This window comes from Kitasatospora sp. NPDC093550 (assembly GCF_044764985.1).
Classification (GTDB): domain Bacteria; phylum Actinomycetota; class Actinomycetes; order Streptomycetales; family Streptomycetaceae; genus Kitasatospora.
Window position 1 is genome coordinate 1 of the sequence record NZ_JBIWJF010000054.1, and the last position, 22,732, is coordinate 22,732.

At 71.0% G+C, this 22,732-nt stretch carries 28 protein-coding genes; 21 read left to right on the forward strand and 7 right to left on the reverse strand.

Annotated elements, in window-relative coordinates; all coding sequences use genetic code 11:
* Nucleotides 1–1,079 precede the first annotated feature (1,079 nt).
* The 3 genes from ACIRD3_RS39365 (at nucleotide 1,080) to ACIRD3_RS39375 (ending at nucleotide 3,237) form a co-directional block, all read left to right on the forward strand.
* Nucleotides 1,080–1,745: a recombinase family protein gene (locus tag ACIRD3_RS39365; RefSeq protein ID WP_402226678.1), complete on the forward strand. Its 666-nt coding sequence runs from the start codon at nucleotides 1,080–1,082 to the stop codon at nucleotides 1,743–1,745.
* 199 nt (nucleotides 1,746–1,944) lie between these two features.
* The gene (locus tag ACIRD3_RS39370) at nucleotides 1,945–2,487 is read left to right on the forward strand and encodes a hypothetical protein (RefSeq protein ID WP_402226679.1); all 543 of its coding nucleotides are present in this window, start codon (nucleotides 1,945–1,947) and stop codon (nucleotides 2,485–2,487) included.
* 525 nt (nucleotides 2,488–3,012) lie between these two features.
* Entirely contained in the window at nucleotides 3,013–3,237 is a 225-nt protein-coding gene (locus ACIRD3_RS39375) for a hypothetical protein (protein ID WP_402226680.1), read from the forward strand.
* A 115-nt stretch (nucleotides 3,238–3,352) separates the two neighbouring features.
* Here the strand turns inward: ACIRD3_RS39375 and ACIRD3_RS39380 are convergent, their stop codons facing one another.
* Both ACIRD3_RS39380 and ACIRD3_RS39385 read right to left on the reverse strand, forming a co-directional pair.
* On the reverse strand, nucleotides 3,353–3,760 hold the full coding sequence (locus ACIRD3_RS39380; protein ID WP_402226682.1) for a hypothetical protein: 408 nt from the start codon (nucleotides 3,758–3,760) through the stop codon (nucleotides 3,353–3,355).
* Entirely contained in the window at nucleotides 3,760–4,440 is a 681-nt protein-coding gene (locus ACIRD3_RS39385) for an AAA family ATPase (protein ID WP_402226685.1), read from the reverse strand. The genes ACIRD3_RS39380 and ACIRD3_RS39385 overlap by 1 nt, the downstream gene beginning before the upstream one ends.
* A 231-nt stretch (nucleotides 4,441–4,671) precedes the next feature.
* Here ACIRD3_RS39385 and ACIRD3_RS39390 point away from each other — a divergent pair, with 231 nt between their 5' ends.
* Complete coding sequence (locus ACIRD3_RS39390) at nucleotides 4,672–5,643, forward strand: hypothetical protein (protein ID WP_402226686.1); 972 nt, start codon at nucleotides 4,672–4,674, stop codon at nucleotides 5,641–5,643.
* Between the two features lie 139 nt (nucleotides 5,644–5,782).
* On the opposite strand, the gene ACIRD3_RS39395 is transcribed toward ACIRD3_RS39390, so the two are convergent.
* Nucleotides 5,783–6,310, reverse strand: a complete 528-nt coding sequence (locus ACIRD3_RS39395; protein ID WP_402226687.1) for a hypothetical protein — start codon at nucleotides 6,308–6,310, stop codon at nucleotides 5,783–5,785.
* Between the two features lie 875 nt (nucleotides 6,311–7,185).
* Between ACIRD3_RS39395 and ACIRD3_RS39400 the strand changes: the two genes are divergently transcribed.
* Complete coding sequence (locus ACIRD3_RS39400; protein WP_402226688.1) at nucleotides 7,186–7,407, forward strand: YozE family protein; 222 nt, start codon at nucleotides 7,186–7,188, stop codon at nucleotides 7,405–7,407.
* Nucleotides 7,408–7,471: 64 nt separating this feature from the next.
* On the opposite strand, the gene ACIRD3_RS39405 is transcribed toward ACIRD3_RS39400, so the two are convergent.
* The 4 genes from ACIRD3_RS39405 to ACIRD3_RS39420 all read right to left on the reverse strand — a co-directional run bounded on the left by ACIRD3_RS39405 (nucleotide 7,472) and on the right by ACIRD3_RS39420 (nucleotide 11,478).
* Nucleotides 7,472–9,232: an ATP-binding protein gene (locus tag ACIRD3_RS39405; RefSeq protein ID WP_402226691.1), complete on the reverse strand. Its 1,761-nt coding sequence runs from the start codon at nucleotides 9,230–9,232 to the stop codon at nucleotides 7,472–7,474.
* On the reverse strand, nucleotides 9,229–10,248 hold the full coding sequence (locus ACIRD3_RS39410; RefSeq protein ID WP_402226693.1) for a bifunctional DNA primase/polymerase: 1,020 nt from the start codon (nucleotides 10,246–10,248) through the stop codon (nucleotides 9,229–9,231). The genes ACIRD3_RS39405 and ACIRD3_RS39410 overlap by 4 nt, the downstream gene beginning before the upstream one ends.
* 154 nt (nucleotides 10,249–10,402) lie before the next feature.
* A complete protein-coding gene (locus ACIRD3_RS39415) occupies nucleotides 10,403–10,720 on the reverse strand; it encodes a hypothetical protein (RefSeq protein ID WP_402226694.1) in 318 nt (105 codons plus the stop codon).
* A complete protein-coding gene (locus tag ACIRD3_RS39420; protein WP_402226697.1) occupies nucleotides 10,720–11,478 on the reverse strand; it encodes a GntR family transcriptional regulator in 759 nt (252 codons plus the stop codon). Before ACIRD3_RS39420 ends, ACIRD3_RS39415 begins: the two co-directional genes overlap by 1 nt.
* 296 nt (nucleotides 11,479–11,774) lie before the next feature.
* On the opposite strand from ACIRD3_RS39420, the gene ACIRD3_RS39425 reads away from it, so the two are divergent.
* The 16 genes from ACIRD3_RS39425 to ACIRD3_RS39500 form a co-directional block, all read left to right on the forward strand.
* A complete protein-coding gene (locus tag ACIRD3_RS39425) occupies nucleotides 11,775–12,062 on the forward strand; it encodes a hypothetical protein (protein WP_402226698.1) in 288 nt (95 codons plus the stop codon).
* The gene (locus tag ACIRD3_RS39430) at nucleotides 12,059–12,316 is read left to right on the forward strand and encodes a hypothetical protein (protein ID WP_402226701.1); all 258 of its coding nucleotides are present in this window, start codon (nucleotides 12,059–12,061) and stop codon (nucleotides 12,314–12,316) included. The genes ACIRD3_RS39425 and ACIRD3_RS39430 overlap by 4 nt, the downstream gene beginning before the upstream one ends.
* Nucleotides 12,313–12,645: a hypothetical protein gene (locus ACIRD3_RS39435; RefSeq protein WP_402226704.1), complete on the forward strand. Its 333-nt coding sequence runs from the start codon at nucleotides 12,313–12,315 to the stop codon at nucleotides 12,643–12,645. The genes ACIRD3_RS39430 and ACIRD3_RS39435 overlap by 4 nt, the downstream gene beginning before the upstream one ends.
* On the forward strand, nucleotides 12,642–13,952 hold the full coding sequence (locus ACIRD3_RS39440; RefSeq protein ID WP_402226706.1) for a hypothetical protein: 1,311 nt from the start codon (nucleotides 12,642–12,644) through the stop codon (nucleotides 13,950–13,952). Before ACIRD3_RS39435 ends, ACIRD3_RS39440 begins: the two co-directional genes overlap by 4 nt.
* A complete protein-coding gene (locus ACIRD3_RS39445) occupies nucleotides 13,949–14,335 on the forward strand; it encodes an RRQRL motif-containing zinc-binding protein (RefSeq protein ID WP_402226707.1) in 387 nt (128 codons plus the stop codon). The genes ACIRD3_RS39440 and ACIRD3_RS39445 overlap by 4 nt, the downstream gene beginning before the upstream one ends.
* 108 nt (nucleotides 14,336–14,443) lie before the next feature.
* Nucleotides 14,444–16,810, forward strand: coding sequence for an FtsK/SpoIIIE domain-containing protein (locus ACIRD3_RS39450; RefSeq protein WP_402226710.1), 2,367 nt, complete (start codon nucleotides 14,444–14,446; stop codon nucleotides 16,808–16,810).
* Between the two features lie 195 nt (nucleotides 16,811–17,005).
* Entirely contained in the window at nucleotides 17,006–17,569 is a 564-nt protein-coding gene (locus ACIRD3_RS39455) for a hypothetical protein (RefSeq protein ID WP_402226713.1), read from the forward strand.
* An 18-nt stretch (nucleotides 17,570–17,587) separates the two neighbouring features.
* A complete protein-coding gene (locus ACIRD3_RS39460; protein WP_402226716.1) occupies nucleotides 17,588–18,352 on the forward strand; it encodes a hypothetical protein in 765 nt (254 codons plus the stop codon).
* Nucleotides 18,353–18,470: 118 nt separating this feature from the next.
* Nucleotides 18,471–18,668, forward strand: coding sequence for a hypothetical protein (locus ACIRD3_RS39465; RefSeq protein WP_402226719.1), 198 nt, complete (start codon nucleotides 18,471–18,473; stop codon nucleotides 18,666–18,668).
* 460 nt (nucleotides 18,669–19,128) lie between these two features.
* Nucleotides 19,129–19,395: a hypothetical protein gene (locus tag ACIRD3_RS39470; protein ID WP_402226722.1), complete on the forward strand. Its 267-nt coding sequence runs from the start codon at nucleotides 19,129–19,131 to the stop codon at nucleotides 19,393–19,395.
* An 84-nt stretch (nucleotides 19,396–19,479) separates the two neighbouring features.
* Nucleotides 19,480–19,899, forward strand: coding sequence for a DUF3307 domain-containing protein (locus tag ACIRD3_RS39475; RefSeq protein WP_402226725.1), 420 nt, complete (start codon nucleotides 19,480–19,482; stop codon nucleotides 19,897–19,899).
* Between the two features lie 49 nt (nucleotides 19,900–19,948).
* Nucleotides 19,949–20,137: a hypothetical protein gene (locus ACIRD3_RS39480; RefSeq protein WP_402226728.1), complete on the forward strand. Its 189-nt coding sequence runs from the start codon at nucleotides 19,949–19,951 to the stop codon at nucleotides 20,135–20,137.
* Nucleotides 20,138–20,241: 104 nt separating this feature from the next.
* Entirely contained in the window at nucleotides 20,242–20,664 is a 423-nt protein-coding gene (locus ACIRD3_RS39485) for a hypothetical protein (protein WP_402226729.1), read from the forward strand.
* 94 nt (nucleotides 20,665–20,758) lie between these two features.
* Nucleotides 20,759–21,466, forward strand: coding sequence for a hypothetical protein (locus ACIRD3_RS39490; RefSeq protein ID WP_402226731.1), 708 nt, complete (start codon nucleotides 20,759–20,761; stop codon nucleotides 21,464–21,466).
* A gap of 24 nt (nucleotides 21,467–21,490) precedes the next feature.
* The gene (locus ACIRD3_RS39495) at nucleotides 21,491–21,841 is read left to right on the forward strand and encodes a hypothetical protein (protein ID WP_402226734.1); all 351 of its coding nucleotides are present in this window, start codon (nucleotides 21,491–21,493) and stop codon (nucleotides 21,839–21,841) included.
* A gap of 517 nt (nucleotides 21,842–22,358) precedes the next feature.
* The coding region (locus ACIRD3_RS39500; RefSeq protein WP_402226736.1) for a relaxase domain-containing protein at nucleotides 22,359–22,732 on the forward strand (374 nt) is incomplete at its 3' end.

The following is a 22,732-nucleotide window of genomic DNA, read 5'->3' on the forward strand; positions in this document are numbered from 1 at the left end:
CGGACACCAGTGGCCAATGCGTCGGGGCACTGTCCGGACGGCGTCCGCGGTGTCCCTCACTGCGGGTGCGACGGTCCGCGTGGCACTGCGCGAAACGTCCCTGTGCGGGTGTTGCGCCAGCCGGCGGGGACAGTCGAGGACGTTGACGCCCGTCATTGTGTCCCCAGTCGCGGACGCCGGCGGACACCAGTGGCCAATGCGTCGGGGCACTGTCCGGACGGCGTCCGCGGTGTCCCTCACTGCGGGTGCGACGGTCCGCGTGGCACTGCGCGAAACGTCCCTGTGCGGGTGTTGCGCCAGCCGGCGGGGACAGTCGAGGACGTTGACGCCCGTCATTGTGTCCCCAGTCGCGGACGCCGGCGGACACCAGTGGCCAATGCGTCGGGGCACTGTCCGGACGGCGTCCGCGGTGTCCCTCACTGCGGGTGCGACGGTCCGCGTGGCACTGCGCGAAACGCCTCTCGCCTGCTCCGCTGCCGCCACGGAGCGACCTGGAACAGCACCAAGGTTCGCAACTCACTTGCGGTCGACCTCGGCTCGCGACAGCGCGATGGCGGTCGAAACCCTGATACCGGGGTGCACCCTGCTGCCCTCACCGACGGCCTAATAGTCTCACCGGCGTGCGCAATTGGGTTCCTGTCGCCCTCCTCAATCCTTAACCCTCGCCTCACGGGCCAAGCCCTCTTTATCGCGGCCTCCACCGTGGCATCCAGGCCATCAAAACCGTCAGCTCCGATAGAGTTTGAACAGCCGTTACGTACATCGGCTCAGCCGCCCCGCTGCTTGTCATGTCATGATCAACTACCCGGTCTAGCGTTGTTGTGGACCCGTCAATCGTTGTTGTGACCCCGTCAACTACCGAGTGCAATCGCGCCCCCGGGCGAGGTGGGCAGCGGTCGACCTGGAAGTGATCATGACGGCAGAGCTGCTCCCCCCGGTGCACGAGCTTCAACAAACCATCGTTTCCTGAAGACTGGCGGCCGGACCGCCCGACGACCCCTCAGAGCCTTCAAAAACCCCTTCAAAAACCAGAGCTGTTCAAGAACCTCGGAACACCGTTTTCTGACACAATCCGGGGCGTGAGCACCCCCTTCGAACCCGACAACTTCGACCTCCTGGTCGCCGAGCCCGCCCACCGCACCGAGATCCTCATCGGCTACGCCCGGGTGTCCACCGGCGGCCAGAAGCTCGACCGCCAGATCGACGCCCTCACCGCAGCCGGATGCCGGCGCATCTTCGCCGACAAGAAGTCCGGCAAGGACGACTTGCGTCCCGAGCTCACGGCCTGCCACGCCTTCCTCGCCGCCGGCGACACCCTGGTCGTCCCCTCGCTCGACCGCTACGGCCGCTCGCTCAAGGACCTAGTGAACATGGTCGGCGAGCTCCGCCGCCGGGAGATCGGGTTCTGCTCGCTGCACGAGCGCCTGGACACCACCACTCCCGGCGGGCGGCTCGTCTTCCATGTCTTTGCCGCGCTCGCGGAGTTCATCCGCGAGCTGATCGTCTCCGGCACCCGCGAAGGGTTGGACGCCGCCCGTGCCCGCGGCCGGGTCGGTGGTCGGCCGACCGTCGCCACCCCCGAGATCATCCGAGCCGCCCGCGACCTGCTTCCCAACCCCGACAACTCGATCACGTCGATTGCCAAGCTCCTCGGGGTCAGCCCGGGCACCCTCTACAACCACATCCCCGACCTGCAGGAGCTCCGTGCCTCCGGTCGGGTTCCGAACCAGCTCACCAGCAGCTGACTGCTCCCGTTACCGGCCGTGCCGGTCCTCCCTGAAAGCCGAACCATCGGGCCCGGGCCGCTCCAGGCCGAGCCGAGGGCTGAACCGTCAGCTGGCCGCAGGCCACAGCACTCGATCGGGATCCGCGTCGCTGTCCTCTCCTCCCTGCTTCAGCCGGGAGGATGTCACCGCTCAGCACCGATGACCGGCGAGGTGAACCGTGGGAAACCGTCGGAAGCTCAAGTTCAAGCCCATCGGCACCAGCGGCGTGGCCGGCCGGTGCAGCGGTCAGCAGCTGGACCACAAGGACGGCAGCATGTCGTGCTCGCGGGGGCCCGCCTGCCCCGGTGTCGCCCTTCCTCACAACGGCTGGCGCAACTGCGATCGCTACGGTCCCTGCGAGTTCTGCGAGGGGCCGCCGGTCACCTGGATCCACGATGACGACCATCCGATGGCCGGGGTGACGGTGCACACCGTCCGTTCCGAGGAGGACCTCGCCGCGGCGATGGAGAAGATGATCCCAACTCCCAAGAACGGAGACTGGCGGCCGGACGTGATCGGCGTGGACAAGCTCTCCATGCAGCCCGGGCCGGACGGATGGCCTCTGGTAAACGGTCACCGGCTCACCCGCGAGATGTGCGCTGAGCTCCAGGCGGACCGGCCCGAGCAGGCCGACCACTTCGTCTTCGAGGACATGGTTGAGATGGCTCAGATCATGGGCCCGCCAGAGTTCGACGGCCCTCTGTTCGGCCGCCCCTGGTGACGTCAGCCGGTCATTCCTCTGGGGCGGCCATCCCGTCAGCGACCCCAGGCCCGGCACCGAGCCGCCGGCGGCCCAGCGCGGGGCGGGAAGTGGGCTCCGGGACCGCTGGGGCGATGCCGTCCCACCACACCCGTTCTGCCGCCGTCCCTCGCCGCTGCCGGGCCGTCTGCTGTTCGTCCGCGTTATCCCTTGGCCCGGTCCACAGTGGGCGCCGCTGATGTTCTGTCACCGTTCCTAGTATCCCGGGCCCGGCCACTGCAGCTGAACGGCGGGCGAGACGGCCGCAGGCGCGGCCGGGGCCGCTGACACCCGTACTTGCCGATGAGCCGGCTAGTCGACCGCCTCGAACTGCTCGCTGCTCTTCATGTACACGGCGCTCTCCCCTCTCAGCCGCCGGACCCTGCGGCCCGCCTCACCATCAGCACGCTTGATCATATTGATACAAAGAAATCATTTAGCGCAATAAAGTGCAACATGAACACTGGCGATTGCGCAAGCTGCACGTCGTGTGTCAATCTGACACTCATGACTCAGAGAACTCCCTCTCAGCTCAGGGCTGACGCCGAGGCCAAGCTCGCTGGCCCCGGTGCCCGCCGGATCCAGCTGCAGTCCGACATCGACGACCTCGACGAGGAGCTGCTGCCCCTGGTTGTCGAGGCCCGAGCCATGGAAGTCCCGTTCCGTCGGATCACCGAACTGACCGGGATCGCGTCGAACACCGTCCGGGCGTGGATCAAGAAAGCCGAGTAATTCGGCCTGCGAAAACGCCTGCAGGAAAGCCCGCATCCCGGCAGTCAGGGGTGCGGGCTTTCCTGCAGGCGTCAGTGCTGGCTTTCGCGCAGGTCCAGGCACCTGCGGGCTTCCGCTAGAGCTTGAGCTTCGCGAAGAGGAGCTTCAGTGCCCGGTCGACGAGCTCCTGGGGGTTGTCGCCGGTCTGCTCGACCGCTTGGGTCAGCTTCTCGTCGTGGGCCTTGAGGATCCGCACGCTGAGCTTGACCCGCTCCGGTCCCCGGGGCCGCCCAAGGCGGCGGCCCGGCCTACTGCCGTCGCCGCTGCCGGCTTTCTCGCCGGTGTTCTCGCCTGCGGATTCACCAGCGCTGCCGCTGTCTGCAGCGCTGGTCTTCACGCCTTCGTCTGCGGCTGCCGGAACGCTGGCGGCTTGGCGGGCGGCAATCCGGTCGCGCTCCGCCGGCGTCAGCTGGTCGACGCTGGTCAGCTCCGGCTCCACCTCAGCCTCGGTCGGCAACGGGGCCATCCTCATCTGCTTGACCATCAGGCCGCCTCCGCCTCCTTGATCTCGTTCCAGACCGCCCGGTAGTCGTCGAGGTTCGTGGGGCAGGTGTCGATCGCCCGCTCGTACTCGACCCGCGCGGGGATCTCCGCATCGAGCACCGGCCGCTCGTCCTCTTCGAGCTGGCGCCGCGCGTCCCGGGGCTGGCTGGTGCGCGCGTCCGCCCGGGTGAGCAGGACGTAGACCGCGAAGCCGTCCCCCTCGTGGCCGGCTGCGGCGGTGCGGGCCTGCTTGAAGGTCGCCGCGAGCTGCTTCTGGTCGAACTTCGAGGGGGCGAGAGTGACGATCAGCCGGTTCGCCTTCTCCAGGACGTCGGCGAGGAGGGCCGCGTTGCCGCCGCCGACGTCGACGATGACGTGGTCGTATTCCTTGCGGAGCTGGGTGACGTACTCGCCCAGGTCCTGGAAGGGGTAACGCTCGACGGGGAAGGGCAGCGGGGTGTCGGCGGCTTCGGCGTCGCGTGCCCAGCCGTACGCGGTCTGGCTGACGCTGTCGGCGTCGACCACCACCACGGTGAAGCCGAGCGACCGCAGCACCAGGGCGAGGTAGACGGCGCTGGTGGTCTTGCCCGCGCCTCCCTTCAGCATCCCGATCACGGTGACCTGGCCGATCCCGGTCCGCATCCCGCTCTCGATCCCTGGCAGATCGATCGTCGGACTCATATCAGCCTCCTCTGCAGCTCAGAGGCGGCGCCAGGCAGGCCACCCCGCCAGCGTCACCGCCTGCTTTTCCGCCCGCAGGATTGCGGGCGAGATCAGCCTAGACACTCCGCCCGCCGCCCCGGGTGGCGCTCAATCTTGCTAGATAGTGCGCGGTCGTGGTGGCGTCCCGTTTGGGTGACCGGGTAGCCCGAGAGCTGCACCGACAGCACGTTATCTCGCATGATTGCCCGCATGGGGATGCCGACGGTTCAGTTCACGGTGGCGGTGGTGGAGGAGCGGCTGGCGCTGCTCGACCTGGTGGCATCGATGGCCGCCGGGGAGGAGCGCGCCTGGCTGGCGACGGAACGCGAGGAGCACCGGGGACTGCGTGGCAGCAAGCTCTCGCAGGCCCGGCGGGCGACCCGAGAGCGGCTGGCCGAACAACGGGAGGCCGGTCTTCTGGCAGGGAGTCGGGACTGGCTGCTGGTGCCCGGTGTCCGGGCCGAGCTCGCAGCCCGCGGGTGGGACCGCGACTGGCCGCCGATCCCACCCGGCGCGCTGGCCGCCGGCCGCAGGTGGGGCACCGACCCGGCCCGCTACAGCGGCGCACACGACGAGGGCGAGACCCGCTTCGTCGGACGGCTCGGGGTCCGACTTCCGCACGAGCTCGGCGAGCGTCTCCAGCGGGCCTGCCACTGGCACCACGAGGAGATCGAGCGCCAGCTCCAGGAATGGGCCGACAGGTGGGGGGACGGACCTGAGGTGATCGTTCGCCAGTCCCTCCGGGAGAACGGCGGGGTGACCGTCCTCGCCGGAATGGCCGCGGCCCTCTCCGCGATCAACGCGCCGACCGCCGACGATCTCGCCCACCGCGCCAAGCTCCGCGCCCAAGTGGTCACCACAGGCGACATCCTGCGTGCCGCGCTCGACCACGCCCTGGCCGCGGCCCCCGAGCGGGCGCGCCGGGAGCACACCAGGCTGCGCGAGGCCGCCGCCCAGGCCCACCGCGACGCCCGCCAGGCCACCAACCGTACGGAGCAGGCCGAAGCGGACCAGCACTATGCCGAAGCCGAGGGCCGCACCGAGGACGCGGACAAGGCGAAGAGCGACGCCGCCTACTGGCGGAACGTGGCCGCCCGGGCCCGCCTCGACGCCGAACGGCTCACCACCCAGGCTGACCAGGTGGGCGACCTGATCACTCAGCTGACGACCCCTCGCCCCTAGACCTCCTGTCCCGGGTGGGAACCCGGGAGCAGCGGGGACGGCCAATCTTGCTAGATAGTCCGTATGTGCACCGGTCCACGGTCGCCCGCTGACTCGGCCGGCCCCGGTGCCGGAGGGGTCGGGTCCCTTCGGCACCGGGTCAGAGCCAGCGCAGTGCGTCCGGCCCCGCGTCGGCGGCTGTCACGCCGTCGCCGAGCACGTCGCACCGCCACAGGACGATCTGGACCGTTCCGTCGTGGTACCAGCCCCGTCCGGTCGTCAGGCCGATGCCGGGCTTGTCCGCCAGCCATCCGTGGATCGCCTGGGCGTGGCGGCCGTAGTCGTACAGCGAGGCCGTAATGGCTGCGGGCCGCCGGTCCTTCGCCCAGCACAGCGGATGGTCGAGCCATTCCGGCCGGAGCCCGTAGTCCCTGCGCGACGTCACCTTCAGCAGCCAGGCCGGATCGTCGCTTCCCTCCACCAGGCGCACCCCGTGTTCCTGCGCCCAGACGCTGCAGGCCTTCATCCGGGCCGACCAGGACCGTTCCTTCCGCTCTCGTTCCTCCGCCGGGGTCGCCCGCCATTTCTGGAGCCCCGCCATCCTGGCCGGCGGGACCAGCTCGTAGGGCTCCTCCCCCGGCAGACAGCCGGGGATCCGCGGCCGCTCGACGTTCTGAGTGTTCGCCATGGCCCAGCACCGTACCCACACCCGCCCCCCGGCCGGGGTCGGATTGGCCCAAAGTGCCTCTTTGGAGCTCACCTTGGCTGATGGCGTGCCCAAGGGCCGTCTGCCCACCGGGGGTCCGCCCTCAGGTCCTCCCGAACCACCCGTCGCTCCCTCCCCGGAAGGGAGTGGAAGCGGGCGGGCGCGTCCGCGCCCGGCACCCCCGGCTGACCGCCTGTGCGGGCCGCGCGTTCACCGCCAACGCCCGCTCGGCCCCGGGGGGCCTCCCGGCCGCCGCCGGGCGCGGCCCGCCTCCTGCCGACCGTCACCCGCGCCTCGCTGGTCGGCACCGGCCTGCCGAGCGCCTCCCCCTCCCTTTTGTCTCCTCCTTCCGCTCCCAGGACTGGGGGTGAGGGATTGCCGAGGTTCTCTGAGCCAGCCAACGGGGGGAAGCGCCGTCGGTGGCGGGGCGGATCGGCCGTCTGCAGGTCGGGTTTCGTCACGTTCTGTAGATCATTGAGAGAGGTCAAGATCGTTTTGGGACGCAAGGGACGATCCCATCCCCTTCATCTCTGTCTCTCTCTCTCTTCTTCGACATTGCAACAGAGATGAAGGGGTCGGGATCGTCCCTTGCGTCCCTAGAAACGGGCATTTCGGACACGTTCGAGGTCAACCTAGGGACGATAAGTCTCGGCGGTGGGACGGTAAGGCCGTGGTTACCGTCCCTGAGGGACGGTAAAACCGCGGTTACCGTCCCTCAGGGACGGTAGATCTGGGGTTACCGTCCCTGCTGGCCGCAGTTATCGTCCCTCAGGGACGGTAACTTTCCGTGATCGATGATGGGCGCCCGCGATAGGCTGCGGCCGCCGACACGGGGTCGGCTGGACAAGGGAGGCACCGTGGGCGATTTCGCGGCGTGGCTGGAGCAGTTCTCGCAGGTCAGCGGGTCGATCGGGGACTTGGCGAAGGATGTCGCGGCCGACCCTGAGTGGCCGGACGGGCCGGACACCCTCGACGCCTACCTCGACCACCTGGAGGCCGCGCACGGCCTGGACGCCGATTCGCCGGCGGCCGAGGCGCTCCGCCAGGCCTGGGAGCACTACGAGCGGGCCCGCGGCTGATACCGGGGCACGCCGAAGACCCGCGCGTGCCCGGGGCACGGCGGGTTCGGCGGGGCGGTGCGGGCTACTCGACCAGCCGGCCCTGGACGGCGGGCGGCGGCGGGGCCTGCGTCTCCTGGACGCGGGGGACGTAGCGGATGCGGGTCCAGCGGACGGAGCCGGTCTTGCCCTTGGTGATGTCGACGCCGAGCTTGTCGAGGTCGGACGCGGCGCGGTTGATCCGGCGCGACAGGTGGTTCGGCGTGCGCGGCCACGACTCCGGCAGCATGCCGGGCAGCATCCCGCCGAGCTTGTCGAGCAGCTCCTGCGTGCTGCCCTCCCACTCGTGGGCGCCGTCGGCAGCCGGCGGTTCCTCCTTCACCATCCGCATCAGCGTCATGGCGACCTGGTCGGACTCGACGACCTCCTCGGCGAGCTCGCGCCGCTCCTCCAGGTAGCTGCGCAGGATGTCGCTGCTGTCGCCCATGATGCTGTCCAGCGCGGCCATGACCAGGCCGTTGTCGGCCATGCGGGGCAGCGGGATCTCCCCGTTGTCGGCCTGCTCGCGGATGGGGGCGAGCGCGTGGAGGGTCTTCACCACCAGGTTGAGCAGCGCGCCCAGGATGCGCGGCTGGGCTTCGTCGTACGCCTCCCAGAGGGCGGTGTCCGTGCGGCGCTTGGTGATCCGGTGCAGGTGCACCGGGATCATGCGGTCGGCCAGGTCGCCGCGCAGGGCGCCGACGTCGATGCCGTTGAAGACCACGACCCGCCGGAACTGCTGGACCGTCACGTCCGAGTCGCTGTACAGGGTCCGCTTGACGTTGGCGTCGCCGGTCGCGGCCCGGCAGATCGCATCCGAGAGCCACTCCGGGATGCGGCTCAGGTTGTCCAGCCCGACCACCCAGGAGCCGACCGCCGCCGTCGCCCAGTCGTCGGCGTCCTTCGGCGTCGCGCGGGCCGGCGCCGCGCTCGGGTCGATCAGCTTCACCAGCATCTTGGTCGCGGTGCTCTTCGCCGTGCCCTGCTCGCCGGAGAGGAACAGCACCGAGTGCGGGATGCCGGGCAGCATGCCCGCTACCAGCCAGGACACCAGCAGCGGCCACGACTCGTCGGTCACGTTCAGCAGCTTGCGCAGCTCCTTGAGCGAGCCGCCCTGCTGCGGGATCGGCAGCGGCTGGGTGAGCTGCGAGCGCCGGAACAGCGGCTGACCGGGCCGGGCCGGCCCCACCTGCCAGCCGTGCCGGGTGACCGTGACGACCTGGCCGTCCGCGCGCCCGAGGTCCAGGACGAAGCCGTCCTCGGACCGCTTGCCGAGCGGGGCCACCCGCAGGTGCAGCGGCACCGGGTCGGTGGCTTGCGCGTGGCCCTCGATCGCCAGCATCGCGTCCGCCAGCGCCGAGCTGGAGGCCGCCTTGCCCTGCGCCTCGAAGTACAGCCGCGCCAGCTCCGCCCGCAGGCTGATCCGCCCGCCGCGCAGCAGACGCGCGATCCGCGGGCCGTACCCCTCGCGCGGCACCGCGAACAGGTCGCCGTCCTCGCTGTTGCCGAACTCGTAGCGCTGGGCCGCCATCCGGATCAGCTGATCGGCCTGGCTCTCCTGCCGGCCGCCCTTGCTCTGCGCGGCGGCACGCCGGGCCGCCTCAGCGTCCCGCGCCGCCGCTTCCCTGGCGGCCTGCTCCGCACGCTCCCGCTCAGCCTTCTCGGCCTGGAACGCCTGGAACGCCTGGACGTCCGCTTCCGAGGCGTTGGCCAGCCACTCGGCGGCCTTGTCCTTCTTCGACTGCTCGCGGCGGAACGCCTCGATGACGTCCACCTGCACCGGCATGTCGATCACGTCGCTGCTCACGCCGCACCGCCGAGCTGGCGGGCGCGCGCGTCCATGAACCGCGGCCGGGTCAGGCCGGCCCGCATGCCCGAGGCGACCGTCGCCTCGATCTCGCGGGCGTACCGGTGCTTGCTCGAAGTGCCGACGCCGCACTCCCGCGCCGTCGAGATCAGCGCGTCCTCGGCCTCCGCCTGCCCGAGCAGGCCGGCGGCCACCAGCTGCCCGGCCCGGAACGCCGCCTTGTTCAGCCGGTCGTTGCGGCCCGACCTCGCCTCCATCGCCGCGAGCTCCGCGCACTCCGAGGCCAGGATGCCCCGCGCCCACCGCTGTTCCCGCGAGCCCTGCCGGGCCACGGCCCGCAGCCGGGCGACCACCGCGGCGCCCCGCCCCGGCGCCCCGCTGTTGGCTGGCTCGGGGGCGGTGGTGAGGACGGTCAGCAGCCAACCGGGCAGTGGCGCCGGAGTGGTGATGCTGCTGGTCAGCCGGTAGGGGCGGCCGTCGATGTGCGAGCCGATGCCCACCACGTACCCGCCGACCGCCCGGGTGTCGATCCACGGGCCCACCGTCCGGGCCGAGCAGCGGACCTCCACACCCTCGGGCGCGGCGAAGACGAGGTGCTCGCCGCCGCTCCAGGTCTCCACCGTCATGGTGTCCACTGGCGAGGCGCCCGGGGTCCGGGCGATCAGCGAGGAGAATGAGGACCGTCCGTCGACGATCCCCTGGGCCGTCAGCGCGGGGTCGGGCTCATCGTCCAGGTGCGGCACGTCGAGGTCGACAACGACCAGACGGGACGGCCCGCAGGCCACCCCGATGTTGAACGGTGCCCGGGACCAGGTCCGGGTGATCAGCTCCGGGTCGAGGGTTGCGCGGCCCTCCCAGTCGGACCACCGGGGTTCCTTCCCGCCGACCAGCAGCGGGTGCACCGCCATCCCGCGCTCGGCGTACCGGAGCGCGCTGGCGAGCAGAAATGGCCGAAGGTCACCCGGGTTGACCCGAGAGTGAGGTAGCGGTGACGTCTGGATTTCTCGTACGCTCAAGGTGAGCGCACCTCCGTCCTGGTAGATCGGGGAGCTCGTATGGCCGAGTGAGCGCTCGGCGACTTCTGGAAGCCCGCCCCTGCCAGGGGGCGGGCTTCCGTCATTGTTGGGCCCATCTTGCCGTGGGGCGGCTGACGGATGCCCAGAAACCTGTTCACGTCCCGTTGGACGGGATCTTGCCTGTGGCTATCTCCTTCGCGACGTCGACGGCGGCTCCGACTAGTTGATCCCGGTTGTCCGGAGCCCCATGGATGTCAGGGAGAGTGAGAACCGAGGCGACCTTCTCGTACGTAATCACCAGCCGGCTCCTTGTGGTTCGGGCAGAGCCGAGCGCCTCCCTGATCCCCAAGGCGGTCAACTCGGACAGGCTCGCCAGGCTTCGGGCTGCACTGTCCTCTCCGGGGGAGGGCACCCAGATGCCGGCGCGGTACTCCTGGCGGAGTGCTTCCAGTTCATCTGCGAGTGGAGTCATCAGGAGCTCTCCTCGGAGACGGAGTACGAGTAGGACAGGGTGTGTCGGGGCGGGATGCAGGACTCCCCGTACTCAACGAGCACGGTGTCGCCGTCGCGCTGAGTGGTCCACAGCCAGGCCATCGCGCCGATGCCAGTTCCGTTGGGCAGCCCAAGGGCGCTCGACTCGCGTGCGTCGCTGCCACGGGAATGCATGAAGTCCTCGCCATTGGCGATGGTTCCGACGGCCCGCTCCAGGCCAGCCACCCTGGTCCCGACACTGCTGGAGGTCGTTGCGAGGAGCTCGGGCACCTGCTCAGCCAGCGCCCCGTCGTGCCACGTCACGGTGAGAGCCCGAAGTGACTTCTCTTCGATCGTCACGAACTCCCGGCGGATCACCTGGGCTCCGTGCTCTAGTCCGAACAGCTCGGCCACATAGGGCGGCGCGACGACGAGTTCCGCAGCGGTGACCCGGTGATGTTCGCCGTTTGCGTCAAGGGTTCCGGTCCGCCGGTAGCGGTCCAGACGGTCCTTCGGCGAGGTGGCCTTGGCCCCCAGGCCAGCTACGAAAGAGCCCCGCGGGCTGGTGTAGATCAGACCCTCGACCTGGAGCTGGGCGATTGCCTTGGCCGCAGTGGCGCGGGCGATCCCCCACTCCCGTTCGATTTCGGCAACGGTCGGGAGCTTTGCGCCCTCCGCGAGGACGCCGTCCTGGATCTGGCGCCTGAAATGTGCGGTGACCTGCATAAACGCGGGCACCGGCTTTTCGATGCGAGGCATGGGTCCTGTCCTTCATTCGGTGGGCTGTGCCCTAGTGAGCGCCAGCGTACTAGAACGCGAACGCAAAAGCTCCAGCGGGACGGCGTGTCGGGCCGTCCGTTCTAGAACATGAACTCATTCTAGCTACAGTGCTTGCGCGCGTACTAGAACACCTCTATGTTCATCTATCAGAACAGCCCGTGAGGGACTGGGGAGAGGCCCAAAAGGGCCTTATTCGCCATGCCTAAAAGGGAAAGCCCCGGCGCGTCACCGCCGGGGCTAGAGGGAGCCGTTCCACTGGAAGGAGCACGACCCCCATGGACATCATCGTCGCCGGTCAGCGCGTTGTCACCGCGCTCGACCTGATCGAGGCCGCGGGCTACGAGCCCGCGCCGGCCTTCGAGCCCCGCACCACCAAGGACGTCGCCGCGTACCGGGACGTGCTCGCCGACCTGATCGACGACCTGGCCGACGTCGCCGAGACCGAGGACGACCACCTCGACCTCGCCCACTACCGCCAGCTGCTGCGGCGGATGCCGACCCCGCTCCGCAACCGCGACCTGGCTGCCCGCCGGCCGAAGGCCCGGAAGGCGGTGGCGGCGTGACCACCGACAAGCGCCCGCTGATCGACCCGCGCCTGGTCGCGCTGCTGCTGCCGGTCCTCCCGCTGCTGTGGTCCCGCCTGCGGACCCTGCTCATGATCGGCGGCGGCCTGCTCGTCCTCGGCATCCGGCTGAGCCTGCTCGACACCCTCGCCCTGGTCCTGGTCGTCACCGTCGTGCTGACGCTGGAGGCCCTCGCCTCCCTGCCCCACCCCGCCGGTGTCCGCCGCACCACCGTCGTTGGAGGCACCCGATGAAGAAGCCGCTCAGCCGCCGTCTCGTCCGCCTGGTCCTCGACACCGCCTTCGGCTTCCTCAACACCCGGGTCAAGACCGCCGCCGCGCTCGCGACCGTCGGGTTCGACCGGATCGTCGACCCGTCCCGGCCGCTGCCCAACGACACCGGTCTGGTCGTCACCATCGGCGCCTTCGCCGTCTTGGACGTGCTCGCCCACTTCGGCCTGATGCCCGACCTGTGCACCCCGGACCAGCCGTGCGTCGAGTGCCTGGAATTCGTCGCCGAGCAGGGCTTCCACCCCTACGACGTCCCGGCCCCGGTCTACACCGACCCGAAGGAGATCCGGTGAGCGAGTACCGCTCCTGGGAGGAGCGCGAGGCCGCCGCGGCCAAGGACAAGGCCGCCGCCGACGCGCTGAAGAAGAAGACCGCCGCCGACCAGGCCGCCGCCGCCGTGGAGCTGGAGGCGGCGAAGGCCGCGACCGCCACCAAGGCCCTGCGCGAGCAGCTCAACCAGAACAGGCTTCGCCAGCAGATGGCCGAGCAGGCCGAGCAGGCCAAGGACGCCGGCACCGAGCGCAAGCAGCAGCGGGCCGAGCGCCGCGCGGAGGCCGGCACCGACTTCAAGCGCCTGGTCCGGATCTTCGTCGCCGTCTGCATGGCGGCCGCCCTGCCCGCCCAGTTCAAGTACTTCCTCGGCCTGCGCAAGGCGGGCGACCCCGAGGGCGGCACCGCGTGGTTGCTCGGCCCGCTGCCCGTCGTGCTGGAGCTCGCGGCCTGGGTCGCGGTCTACGGCACCGCGTGGGCTGGCCGCAAGGGCATGAGCAAGATCCCGTTCTGGCTGCTGACCGCCGCGCTGTCCGGGTTTGCAGCGTGGGTGAACTACCGTCACGGCACAGCCGAGTACGGCCCGATCGCCGGGTCCGCCCTCGCCGCCGCCTCGTTCGCCGGGCCGCTGATGTGGGAGCTCGGCGAGTGGCTCGACGGCCTGGCCGCCGTGGAGACCCGCACCCGCGAGCAGCGCGCAGCCGACAAGGCCGCGGCCGCGAAGCGGAAGGCCGACGCGAAGGCCAAGGCCGAACACGACGCCCGCCGGTCCGCGCAGTTCCCGTCGGTGTGGGCGCGGTACCAGCAGATCCTCGCTGCCCACCCGCTCGGGACCCTCGACGAGGAGAAGGCCTGGGCCCAGGCGTGGGAGGACATCCACCGGGCCCCGCTCGGCGTCACCGCCGTCACCTACGCGGGCCGGGTCAGCGCCGAGCGCGCCCTGGAGTCCGTGATGGGTGAGGAGCGCTCCATCTACAAGGAGCTCGACGCCTGGCTCGGCGACGTCCTGCGCGACGCCGGAGACGACGGAGACAACGGCGGCGGAGCGCTCTCCACGACCGTCCCGCAGAAGCCCTCCCCGACCCCCTCCGAGACCGCAAAAACCCTTGGGGGGAAAGGGCTCCAGGCACTTCGCGGGGGACGCCGGGAGAGGGCCCAGAAGCCTCTCGCGCCGGAGCACCTGGAGCAGGTGCGCCAGTACGCCGCGCTGATCGGTGAAAGCGGCCGCACGATCTCCAACCGCATGGTCCGCGACCTGATCGGCGGAGGGGAGAACGACTACATCTCCCGCCTCACCCGCGCGGTCAAGGACGAGCGGGGCGAGAAGTGAGCGCCCCCCGCCACCTCGACCCGAGCGGCGAGCGCCACGGCGGCATGCCGACCTGGGCGTGGGGCACCGCGCCGGACCACCTCGCCACCCGCGACCAGCTCCGCCGGATGGGCCTGCGGCCCGGCCGCCAGCCGGTGGCCGGCCAGCTCCGCTGGAACAGCTCCAAGGCCTGCCGCGACGGCGGGGTCCGGGAGGCCTACCTCTACCGGATCGACCTGGCGGAGCCGATCGGCCCGCTCACCCCGGGCCGGGCCCGGGGCCTGGAGGCCGCGATGCGCGCCCGCCGGACCTGCCCGACCTGCCGCATCGAGCGGCCGTACGTGATCTCGACCCGCCTGGGCGAGTGCACCACCTGCGCGGACGGTCTGACGGCCGCCGCCTGATCCACCAGCAGATGCAGCACTGCGGGGCCGGTCTCAACCGACCAAAGCGACGGCCGGCCCCGCGAACCCCCCCGGCACCACCACAGCGATCCCAAAGGGAGCTCCATCATGACCGACATGCCGATCGGCCCCGCCGCCTCCGGCCCGGACGACGCCGACCGCATCGATCTGCGCAAGTATCTCGACCCCGCGAGCATGGCCGACATCGAGCAGGCGATGCGTGAGGCCGCCGAGCTCACCGAATCCGGCCACGCCGGCGCCACCATCGGCACCCTGACCGAGCCCACCGCCGCCGGCGCTGCCCCGGTGGTCGGCTTCATCGAGTCCCAGCGCGACGACGACGACGAGCCGACCGGCTGGTGGCAGCAGGAGATGCGCGCCGTCCTGCCGGCCGCGTTCGCCGACACCGAGACCGCCCGCCGCACCCTGCTGCAGGCCCGCGCCGTCGCCTGGAACCGCACCAAGTTCCACGGGTTGAGGACGCCGGTCTACCTGGCCCGCGCGACCTGGGTCGCCATGTACGGGGCGTGGACCCTGCGCGGTGACATCCAGCACTACCTGTTCGCCGGCGAATACGTGCGTCCGATCAAGGACGCGAAGAAGGCCGGCAACGACGGGCTGGTCGAGATCCTGCGCGACACCCGCTCCGCCAAGATCGCCGACAGGTTCAAGTCCAAGCGGGCCATCGCGGGCCTGGCCGGCGGGGGCCTCTACGTCACCGCGATGCTGGTCACCGCCGCGATCGGAGAGTGGATCGTCGCTGGTCCGATGGTCGCGGGGGTGGCCGCCCTGTGCGGAGTAGCCGGGTTCCGGGCCCGCAAGGCCCAGGCCGCCGAGGCCGGAGAGCAGCCCTTCACCCTGCTCGACACGATCCCCCAGGAGCAGCAGGAGCTCACCGACGAGCGCCTGGTCAACGCGCTGCGTGCAGTGGGCATCCTGAAGAAGGACGAGCAGGTCCGCCCGGTCGGCCTCATCGGCCGGGAGAAGGTCGGCGACGTCACGGCCGAGATCGCCACCGTGGACCTGCCGCCCGGCGTCACCGCGAAGAAGTGCGCCTCCATGCTGGTGGAGATCGCCGGTGCGCTGGGCATCGACCAGGTCCAGCTCGACATCCAGCAGGCCGGCCCGGCCGGGCGCGTGAGCTTCTGGGTGTCCGACCGCGACCCGTTCGCCGAGTCGCGCCGCTCCCCGCTGCTGGAGCTGCGAGCCGTCCTGGACGCCTGGAAGGACGGCATTCCCGTGGCGTTCACCAAGCGCGGTGCCGCCATCAAGGTCAAGATCAAGGACAGCTCGTACCTGATCGGCGGTATGACCCGGGCGGGCAAGGGCATCGCCATCATGTCCCTGCTGCTGGGCGCCATGTTCGACATGCGGGTGAAGGTCCGCTTCTTCGACGGCAAGGAATCCGGTGAGTACAACCGGGTCGCCCCGATGATGAACACCTTCGTCAAGGGCGACCCGAAGCGCCTCGCTGAGTTCCTCAAGGTGATGGTCGGCGAGATGAAGCGCCGCATGCACATCCTCGGCAAGCTCGGAAAGGCGAAGCTCTCCCCCGACCTGCTGGAGGACCTGGGCGGCCTGGAGCTCGTCATCGTTGACGAGGTCGCCGGATACACCGACATCGAGGCCATCAAGCTCTACCTGGCCGAGACCGGCGACGACGTGACCAAGCCCGAGGACCTGCGCGACGCCATCATCGGCAGCTTCAACCTGCTCTCCAGCCAGGGCGCCGCCGGCGGCATCATCCTGGTCCTCTCGACCCAGATGCCCGAGGTCGCGGTCATCCCCTCCCGTCTGCGTTCGAACGTCACCTCGAAGTGGGCGATGCGCACCGAGTCGGCCCAGCACTCCAACAACATCCTCGGCGGCGGAATGTCCGGCACCGCGAACGCCGCCGACATCCCGCTGGAGCAACGCGGGCGCGGAATCCTCATGACGCCGGACATCGGGATCGTCGAGAACCGCAGCTTCTTCATCGACGACGAGGCCGGCGAGGTCGAGCAGATCGCCAAGGTGGTCTACGCCCTGCGCGAGGCCGCGGGCGTCCTGCCCGGCGACCGGCCCGACGCGGTCGAGGACGCGCTGTACGAGCTGACCGGCATGTCGTCGGTGGCCGGCGGCATCGGCGAGGACGTCGGCATCATCGTCTCCGGCCGGGCGGCCGGGGTCCGCGGCATCCTCGCCGCGATCCTCGCCGTGTTCGCGCAGGCCGGGAACCCGGACCGGATCAGCCGTGACGACCTGGTCGCCGCCCTGGTCGCCGCCGACCCCGAGCAGTGGGGCCACCTGCAGCAGGACACCCCGGCCAAGACCGGCACCGAGCTGAAGAAGGCGATCGACGCCCAGCTCGCCGCCGACGCCGAGACCGAGGCCCGCGAGCCCCGCCAGCTGGTCTCGAAGGAGTGGTCGGCCGGCGGCAAGGCCCGCGGCTACCTCCTCGACGACGTCCGCGCAGCCGCCGGAATTGCCCGATAAATCCCCGCGATGGGAGCCGCGACGGCCCGCGTCGCCGCAGGTGAGCGCCTGCGACGGGCCGCGACGCCGGACCCCGTGCCCGCGACGCCGTCGCGGCTCCCATCCCTCCGTCGTGGCACCCGTCGTGCCTCTGACCTGCACCGTCGTAGCGCATCGCGGGCCCATCGCGGCCCCCAAACCATGACAAAGAGGGCAGTGAAGATGAACCCGCAGGGCAGCGTCTACCAGCCGCAGATGATCACCCCGACCCCGGTCCAGCAGCCGTACGCGGCGCCGGGGGCCCCGTTCCTGCAGCAGTACGTGATCACCGACGCCTCGGGCCAGCAGGTGATCGTCACCGGGACCGCCCAGCCGGTCGGCCAGGCGCCGATGGCCGGTCAGCCGGTCGCGGCGCCCACCGCGCAGTCGGTTGCCGCGGCCCTGGCCCCGGGCGGTCCGGTGGTCCCGGTGTGGATGGTCCGGGTGGCGATCGGCGCGCTGATCCTCGGCGCCGGCGGTCTGGGGGTCCAGTTCCTCGCCGGTGCCCTCGACCACCTGGTCCACGCGCTCGGCGAGCTCGTCCGGCTCCTGGTGACGCTCCTGGTCGTGCTCGGCGGCGGCGCGGTCGGCCTGTGGGTCCTCAAGGGCGCCATGTCCTCCGGTGCGAAGCCCGGTGCCGGCGCCCAGGGCGGTGGGGTGGTCCAGAGCGTGACGACCAACGTCGCCGTCAGCCTCAGCAACCAGATCGCCACCGGCCGCCGCGGCCGCAACAACGCCTGATCAGATAGGGAGACTTCCGTGGGCATCTTCGGATTCGGCCGCCCGGCCACCGTCCAGCTGTTCGGCCCGCTCGCCGTCGACGGCGCCGTGATCGTCTGTGAGGTCTGCGGCGACGGCGGCCAGCCCGGCAAGGGGCACATCCTGCAGGTCGACTCGTCGGAGATCCGGTGCGGCAAGCGCGGCCACACCTTCACCCACCCGGCGGTGCACGAGCTGCTGCCCGCCGCGATCCGGCAGGCCCCCAAGGGCGCGTTCGCGGTCGCGCTGCAGGACGGGCGGACCATCTCCGGCTCGACCAACGTCGCCGGGGTCTTCGCCGGGAAGGAAGGCAAGGGCAAAGACGCCAAGGCGCCGAAGTCGGCCGGGCCCAAGGGCGGCATCGCCGCGGCCCAGGCCCAGGCCGCGGGGAAGGGGAAGGCCGGCGGCGCCCGGGGCGGTGGCTCCGGCGGTTTGGTCGCCGCGCTCGGCACGGTCAACGCGGCGCTGGGCACCGTCACCGCCACCGTCGGGGCGGTCGGGCAGATCGCCGGTGCGGCCGGTGCCGGCGCCCGCGCGGTCGGCGACATCGCCAAGGCCGGGGGCAACGCGGTGAGCCTGGCCCGCGACCACGTGGCGGGCGGACACCAGCGCGGCCTGGCCCAGCTGATGAACGCTGACGCCCAGGCCCAGCGCCAGCACGAGCAGACCATGGCCGCCGCCCGCTACCAGGACGCCGCGAACGCCCGCGAGCACCGCACCCTGCGCTCCCTCGCCCAGCAGCCCAAGCCCCCGCAGACCAGCTGACGGCAACGACGCCCGAGCCCCGCCCCGCTCCCCCCGCATTGGGTGGCCGCAGTTACCCGGCAGGCGAGGAACCGGACCACTCACCCACACCCCCTCAGAGCAGACCAGGAGCACGAAGATGACGTTCACGGCAGGCCAGGAAGTCCGAATCACCTCCTGCGAGGACGATCCCCGAGCGGTCGGCCGCACCGGCCGCATCGTCGACGAGGTGCCGCCGGGCCCGCTCACCGGAGGCCGCTGGACGGTCCACCGGATCGGCATCCTCATTGGGCCCGTCCTGTGCCACGCGCACGAGCTCCAGCCCACCGGCCGCTGACCACCAGACAGAACCCGCTTCACCCGCCCTAGCCAACCCGGCCGGGGCGGGTGACGTGATTTCAAGGCGGGCCGCGCCCGGCGGCGGCCGGGAGGCCCCCCAGGGCCGAGCGGGCGCCGGCGGTGAACGCGCGGCCCGCACAGGCGGTCAGCCGGGGGTGCCGGGCGCGGACGCGCCCGCCCGATCCCAGCCCTCACCAGCACCCCCGCGAGGGCATCAGCCAGCAAAGACGCAGGTCTGAACGCCAGCGTTCCAGAAGGCAGAGAAGCCAGCGAAGCAACCGGCGGGACACCCAACGGGAAAGCCAGCGAACCGGCCTGTAAATCCGCCAGCGGAAAAGCGGGCGACAAAGCAACCACAGAACCACGATTCAAGGTGAACCTACTTGCGCAAACTGAACCTAGCGTGTCAGACTGAACCAACCGGGCCAGGGAGGCGCGGACGAGTAAAGGAGATCGAAATGGGCTTCTTCGAGGACCTCAACGAGTCGCTGCGCCGGGTCGGCCTGAAGGGCCTGGACGCCTCGGAGTCGGAGACGACGACGGGCAACCAGCGGGGCCAGAACGTGAACACCGGCACCCGCTACGGCGGCCAGACCGTCACGAACGCCGGCGGTGACGTGGTCGCGGGGCACGCGGGCGACTTCGTCGCGGGCAACAAGGGCCGGGTCATCGAGGGCGACAAGGACATCGTCCACGGGCGGACGACCCACCGCTGGGGCCGCTGAGACCCACGTCACGCCCGGTGTGCACGGCGAGTGCACACCGGGCCCCCCGCCCCCGCCACGCTGAACCAGACCCCAGGAGGACCCGTGAACGCCGCCGCTACCGTCGCCTTCCCCGCGATCTTCGTCCTGCTGTACGCCGCTCACCTCGCCAGCGACTACCCGCTGCAGACGGACCACCAGGCCGCCCACAAGGCGGGGTCCGGCCGGACCGGCTGGGCCGCGAACGTCGCCCACGCCGTCACCCACGTCACCGTCTCCCTGGTCCTGCTGATGGTCGGGGAGTGGGTCCTGGACCTGCACATCAGCGCGGCGGCCGCCGTCGTCGGCCCGCTCTGGATCGGCATCAGCCACAGCGTGATCGACCGCCGCTGGCCGGTCGCCCGCTGGATGAGCTGGGCCCGCCAGGCCGGGTTCGCCCAGCACGGCGGCGCCGCCCACGTCGACCAGACCTTCCACGTCGTCCTCGGCCTGCTCCCCGCCGCCCTGATCCTCGCCGCACTCTGACGCTCAATCTCGCTAGATAACACGCCTCGACACCACGGAGGAGACCGCGATGAGTACCCGCGACATCGTCAGCAACCAGTACCGCCACGCGGGCGGCGTGGCCCGCGTCGAGATGGACGCCGCTGGCCACTACTTCGTCACCTGCTCCGGCTGCCGGAGCGAGACCTACGCGGCCGGGATGGCGCCCGCCCTCGGCACCCTCGTCCGCGACCACCCCGGCGAGCGCATCAACGACTGACCCGGATCCGCCACCGCCCGACCCCGATGCGGCTCGCCGGCACCCCGCCGGCGAGCCGTTCAGCTGCCGGACCCGCCCAGGCCCGGGACCAGAAGGAGAAGGAAATGCCCGACCAGATCACCCAGGCCGTCGACCAGGTCCGCACCGGACTGCAGAGCCTGGCCACCCTGAGCGCCACCGGCGGAGACGACGTCCGCCTCGCGGTCCTGCGCCAGCTCTGGACCCGCCACGGCAGCACCGAGGACGGCATCGTCCAGGAACTGGGCAAAGTCCTCACGGCACTGGTCACCGGCCTCACCCCGAACGCCGCGGCCAGCGCCAGCTACACCGAGGAGGCCGCGATCGTGCTGGAGGACGTCGTCGGCGGCGACCACATCGAGCGCGCGCAGCTCCTGCTCGCCGAGCAGCTGCTCGACGCCGGCACGTCCCCGAGCTACGACCCCGATGGGGACACCATCACGCTGATCGGCTGGGTCGAGCCCGGGGAGGGCTTCGGGGACACCATCGGCCCGTGCCTCTTCGAGTAACCCCGCTCCAGCCGTCCGACCCGTACGACACGATGACTCCGGGGGCCCGCCACTGCGCGGCCCCCGGCCCGTTTCCCGAGGGAGAACCGAACCCGTGAACGAGAAGACCACCGCGCTTGTCCCCGACATCCCCGAAGTCCTCGCCCTGCTCGGCTACATCGACGACCCGCTGGTCGGCTACCTCCAGCCGGCCACCGACGACGACCCCGAGGCCGAGGACTGGCAGATGCCGCAGACCCTCAATGTGCGGGCCACCGCCAAGGCCTGGGACAACATCCTGTGCGCCCTGCCCGAGCCGCTGATCCGCGCACTCGGCGGACGCCGCGACGATGAGCCGCTGCCCGGCAGCTACGAGCTGCTGACCGGCGCCGGCTACCAGCGGGCCTCCCTCTACCCGGTGACGATCGGCCGCGCGGACCTGGCGGTGATGACCAACCTCCTCGACCACGCCCGCCGGGCCCTGCCCATGACCAGGCCCGCCGACCACGCCGACCTCATCGAGGTCCTCGGCGAGATCGCCGACCGGCGCACCGACCTGGCCGGACCTCCCGGCGCCCGCGGGCGCGCCTGCACCGCCGACGACGTCGTCGCCGAGCTGGAGACCGTGCTCGGCCTGCTCAGCGTCGACGAGCAGGACGGCGACGCCCTCCTGCTCCTGGCCGCGCTCGGCGAGCCGGAGCCCGGGTCCACCGTCGAGCTGCGGGGCGAGGCGGCCGCCGCCTACGACCGGTGGACCGGACGTCTGATCGACAAGATTGCCCGGGACCGGGTCGACGCCGAGCTCATCCGCTTCGCGGTCTGAGAGGGGACTGCGACCATGGAGGACATGAGCGAGATGGACGACCTGCGCGCCCGTGTCGAAGCGCTGGAGGCGGAGATGGAGCGCGTGCGCGAGCAGGCCGGCAGTGCCCACACCCTCGCCGCGCTCGCAGACCGCGACGCCGCCGAGGTCCGGGCCACCGGCCGCGCCAACAACCAGCTGCTCACCGCCCTGCGCGAGACCCAGCGCGAGCAGGGCGAGGCGATCAGGCAGCTGGCCGAAGGGCAGGCCGTGCTGCAGCGCGCCGTCCAAGCCGTCGCCGAGCTGACCGGCGACATCGCCACCGGGCAGACCGCCCTGCAGGAAGGACAGCGGGAGCTCCTCGCCGAGATCCGCCGGCTGCGCGAGAGCCGCTGACGAACCGAACGCCCCCCGGCAGTCGAAGTGCCGGGGGGCGTTCGCGTGCCAGCGTACGACCACCAGGCCGTCACCGACGACGGCTCGCGCCGGTGGTACCCGGGCCGCTGGCCGCGCCCGGGACCCAGGCCCGGCGGAGCACTCCCCGGCGCGAACCCGACGCGCTGACGGCGGGCCGCCGTACGCGCCGGGAAGCGCCCCGCACTCGCGCCCTCCCGGCCGCCCTGGCGTTCTATCTAGCAAGATTGGACGCCTGCGCGGATGCGGCCGATCCTGCCACCGGATCCAGCCGATCACCGATCAGGCCGTATCAACCGACCAGCAGATGATCCGAAAGCAGCACAGAAGCAGAGCACCGAGACGCCGAAGCCACGAACCGAAGCATGACCACGACCACCAAACCAAGCTGATTGACACCCACAAACGATCACGCTCAAATGAGGGAAAGCACCAAGGTATCTTCGATACGTGATCATGGCGGCAGGCCCGCCGAGGGGGGGTGACCGGGTTGGCGTGGGTGACGACGCTCGGCGCCGATCCGGCCCAGGTCGAGTACCGCCTCGCCGAGGACTGCGGGTGCGACGTCGAGCGCCAGATCGAGTACCGGATGGGCCGCCCGCGCGACCTCGAATGGATCGGCTCTGGCCTGGCCGAGGTGGCGCTGGTTCCGGGCGACATTGTCGACAAGGACGCCGCCCGCGTGCTGATGGCCGGCCGCGATCCGCGCACCGGCGACCGCCTGGTCCGGGACAAGGTCGAGGTCGACCCGCGCGCGAAGCTGTCCGGCGCGGTGCTGCTGGAGGCCGTCACCGCCGCCGCCGCGCGCGCCGGCGTCGACGTCGCCGAGCTGCTCGACGACGACAAGCTGACCGACCGCCTGGCCCGCGTCGC

Coding starts and splice junctions, on each gene's coding strand:
- ACIRD3_RS39485 (WP_402226729.1), top strand. CDS start 20,242: ATGCCCGACCAGATCACCCAGGCCGTCGACCAGGTCCGCACCGGACTG.
- ACIRD3_RS39375 (WP_402226680.1), top strand. CDS start 3,013: ATGACTCAGAGAACTCCCTCTCAGCTCAGGGCTGACGCCGAGGCCAAG.
- ACIRD3_RS39480 (WP_402226728.1), top strand. CDS start 19,949: ATGAGTACCCGCGACATCGTCAGCAACCAGTACCGCCACGCGGGCGGC.
- ACIRD3_RS39495 (WP_402226734.1), top strand. CDS start 21,491: ATGAGCGAGATGGACGACCTGCGCGCCCGTGTCGAAGCGCTGGAGGCG.
- ACIRD3_RS39415 (WP_402226694.1), bottom strand. CDS start 10,720: ATGACTCCACTCGCAGATGAACTGGAAGCACTCCGCCAGGAGTACCGC.
- ACIRD3_RS39465 (WP_402226719.1), top strand. CDS start 18,471: ATGACGTTCACGGCAGGCCAGGAAGTCCGAATCACCTCCTGCGAGGAC.
- ACIRD3_RS39450 (WP_402226710.1), top strand. CDS start 14,444: ATGACCGACATGCCGATCGGCCCCGCCGCCTCCGGCCCGGACGACGCC.
- ACIRD3_RS39380 (WP_402226682.1), bottom strand. CDS start 3,760: ATGGTCAAGCAGATGAGGATGGCCCCGTTGCCGACCGAGGCTGAGGTG.
- ACIRD3_RS39425 (WP_402226698.1), top strand. CDS start 11,775: ATGGACATCATCGTCGCCGGTCAGCGCGTTGTCACCGCGCTCGACCTG.
- ACIRD3_RS39420 (WP_402226697.1), bottom strand. CDS start 11,478: ATGCCTCGCATCGAAAAGCCGGTGCCCGCGTTTATGCAGGTCACCGCA.
- ACIRD3_RS39390 (WP_402226686.1), top strand. CDS start 4,672: ATGGGGATGCCGACGGTTCAGTTCACGGTGGCGGTGGTGGAGGAGCGG.
- ACIRD3_RS39470 (WP_402226722.1), top strand. CDS start 19,129: ATGGGCTTCTTCGAGGACCTCAACGAGTCGCTGCGCCGGGTCGGCCTG.
- ACIRD3_RS39435 (WP_402226704.1), top strand. CDS start 12,313: ATGAAGAAGCCGCTCAGCCGCCGTCTCGTCCGCCTGGTCCTCGACACC.
- ACIRD3_RS39385 (WP_402226685.1), bottom strand. CDS start 4,440: ATGAGTCCGACGATCGATCTGCCAGGGATCGAGAGCGGGATGCGGACC.
- ACIRD3_RS39395 (WP_402226687.1), bottom strand. CDS start 6,310: ATGGCGAACACTCAGAACGTCGAGCGGCCGCGGATCCCCGGCTGTCTG.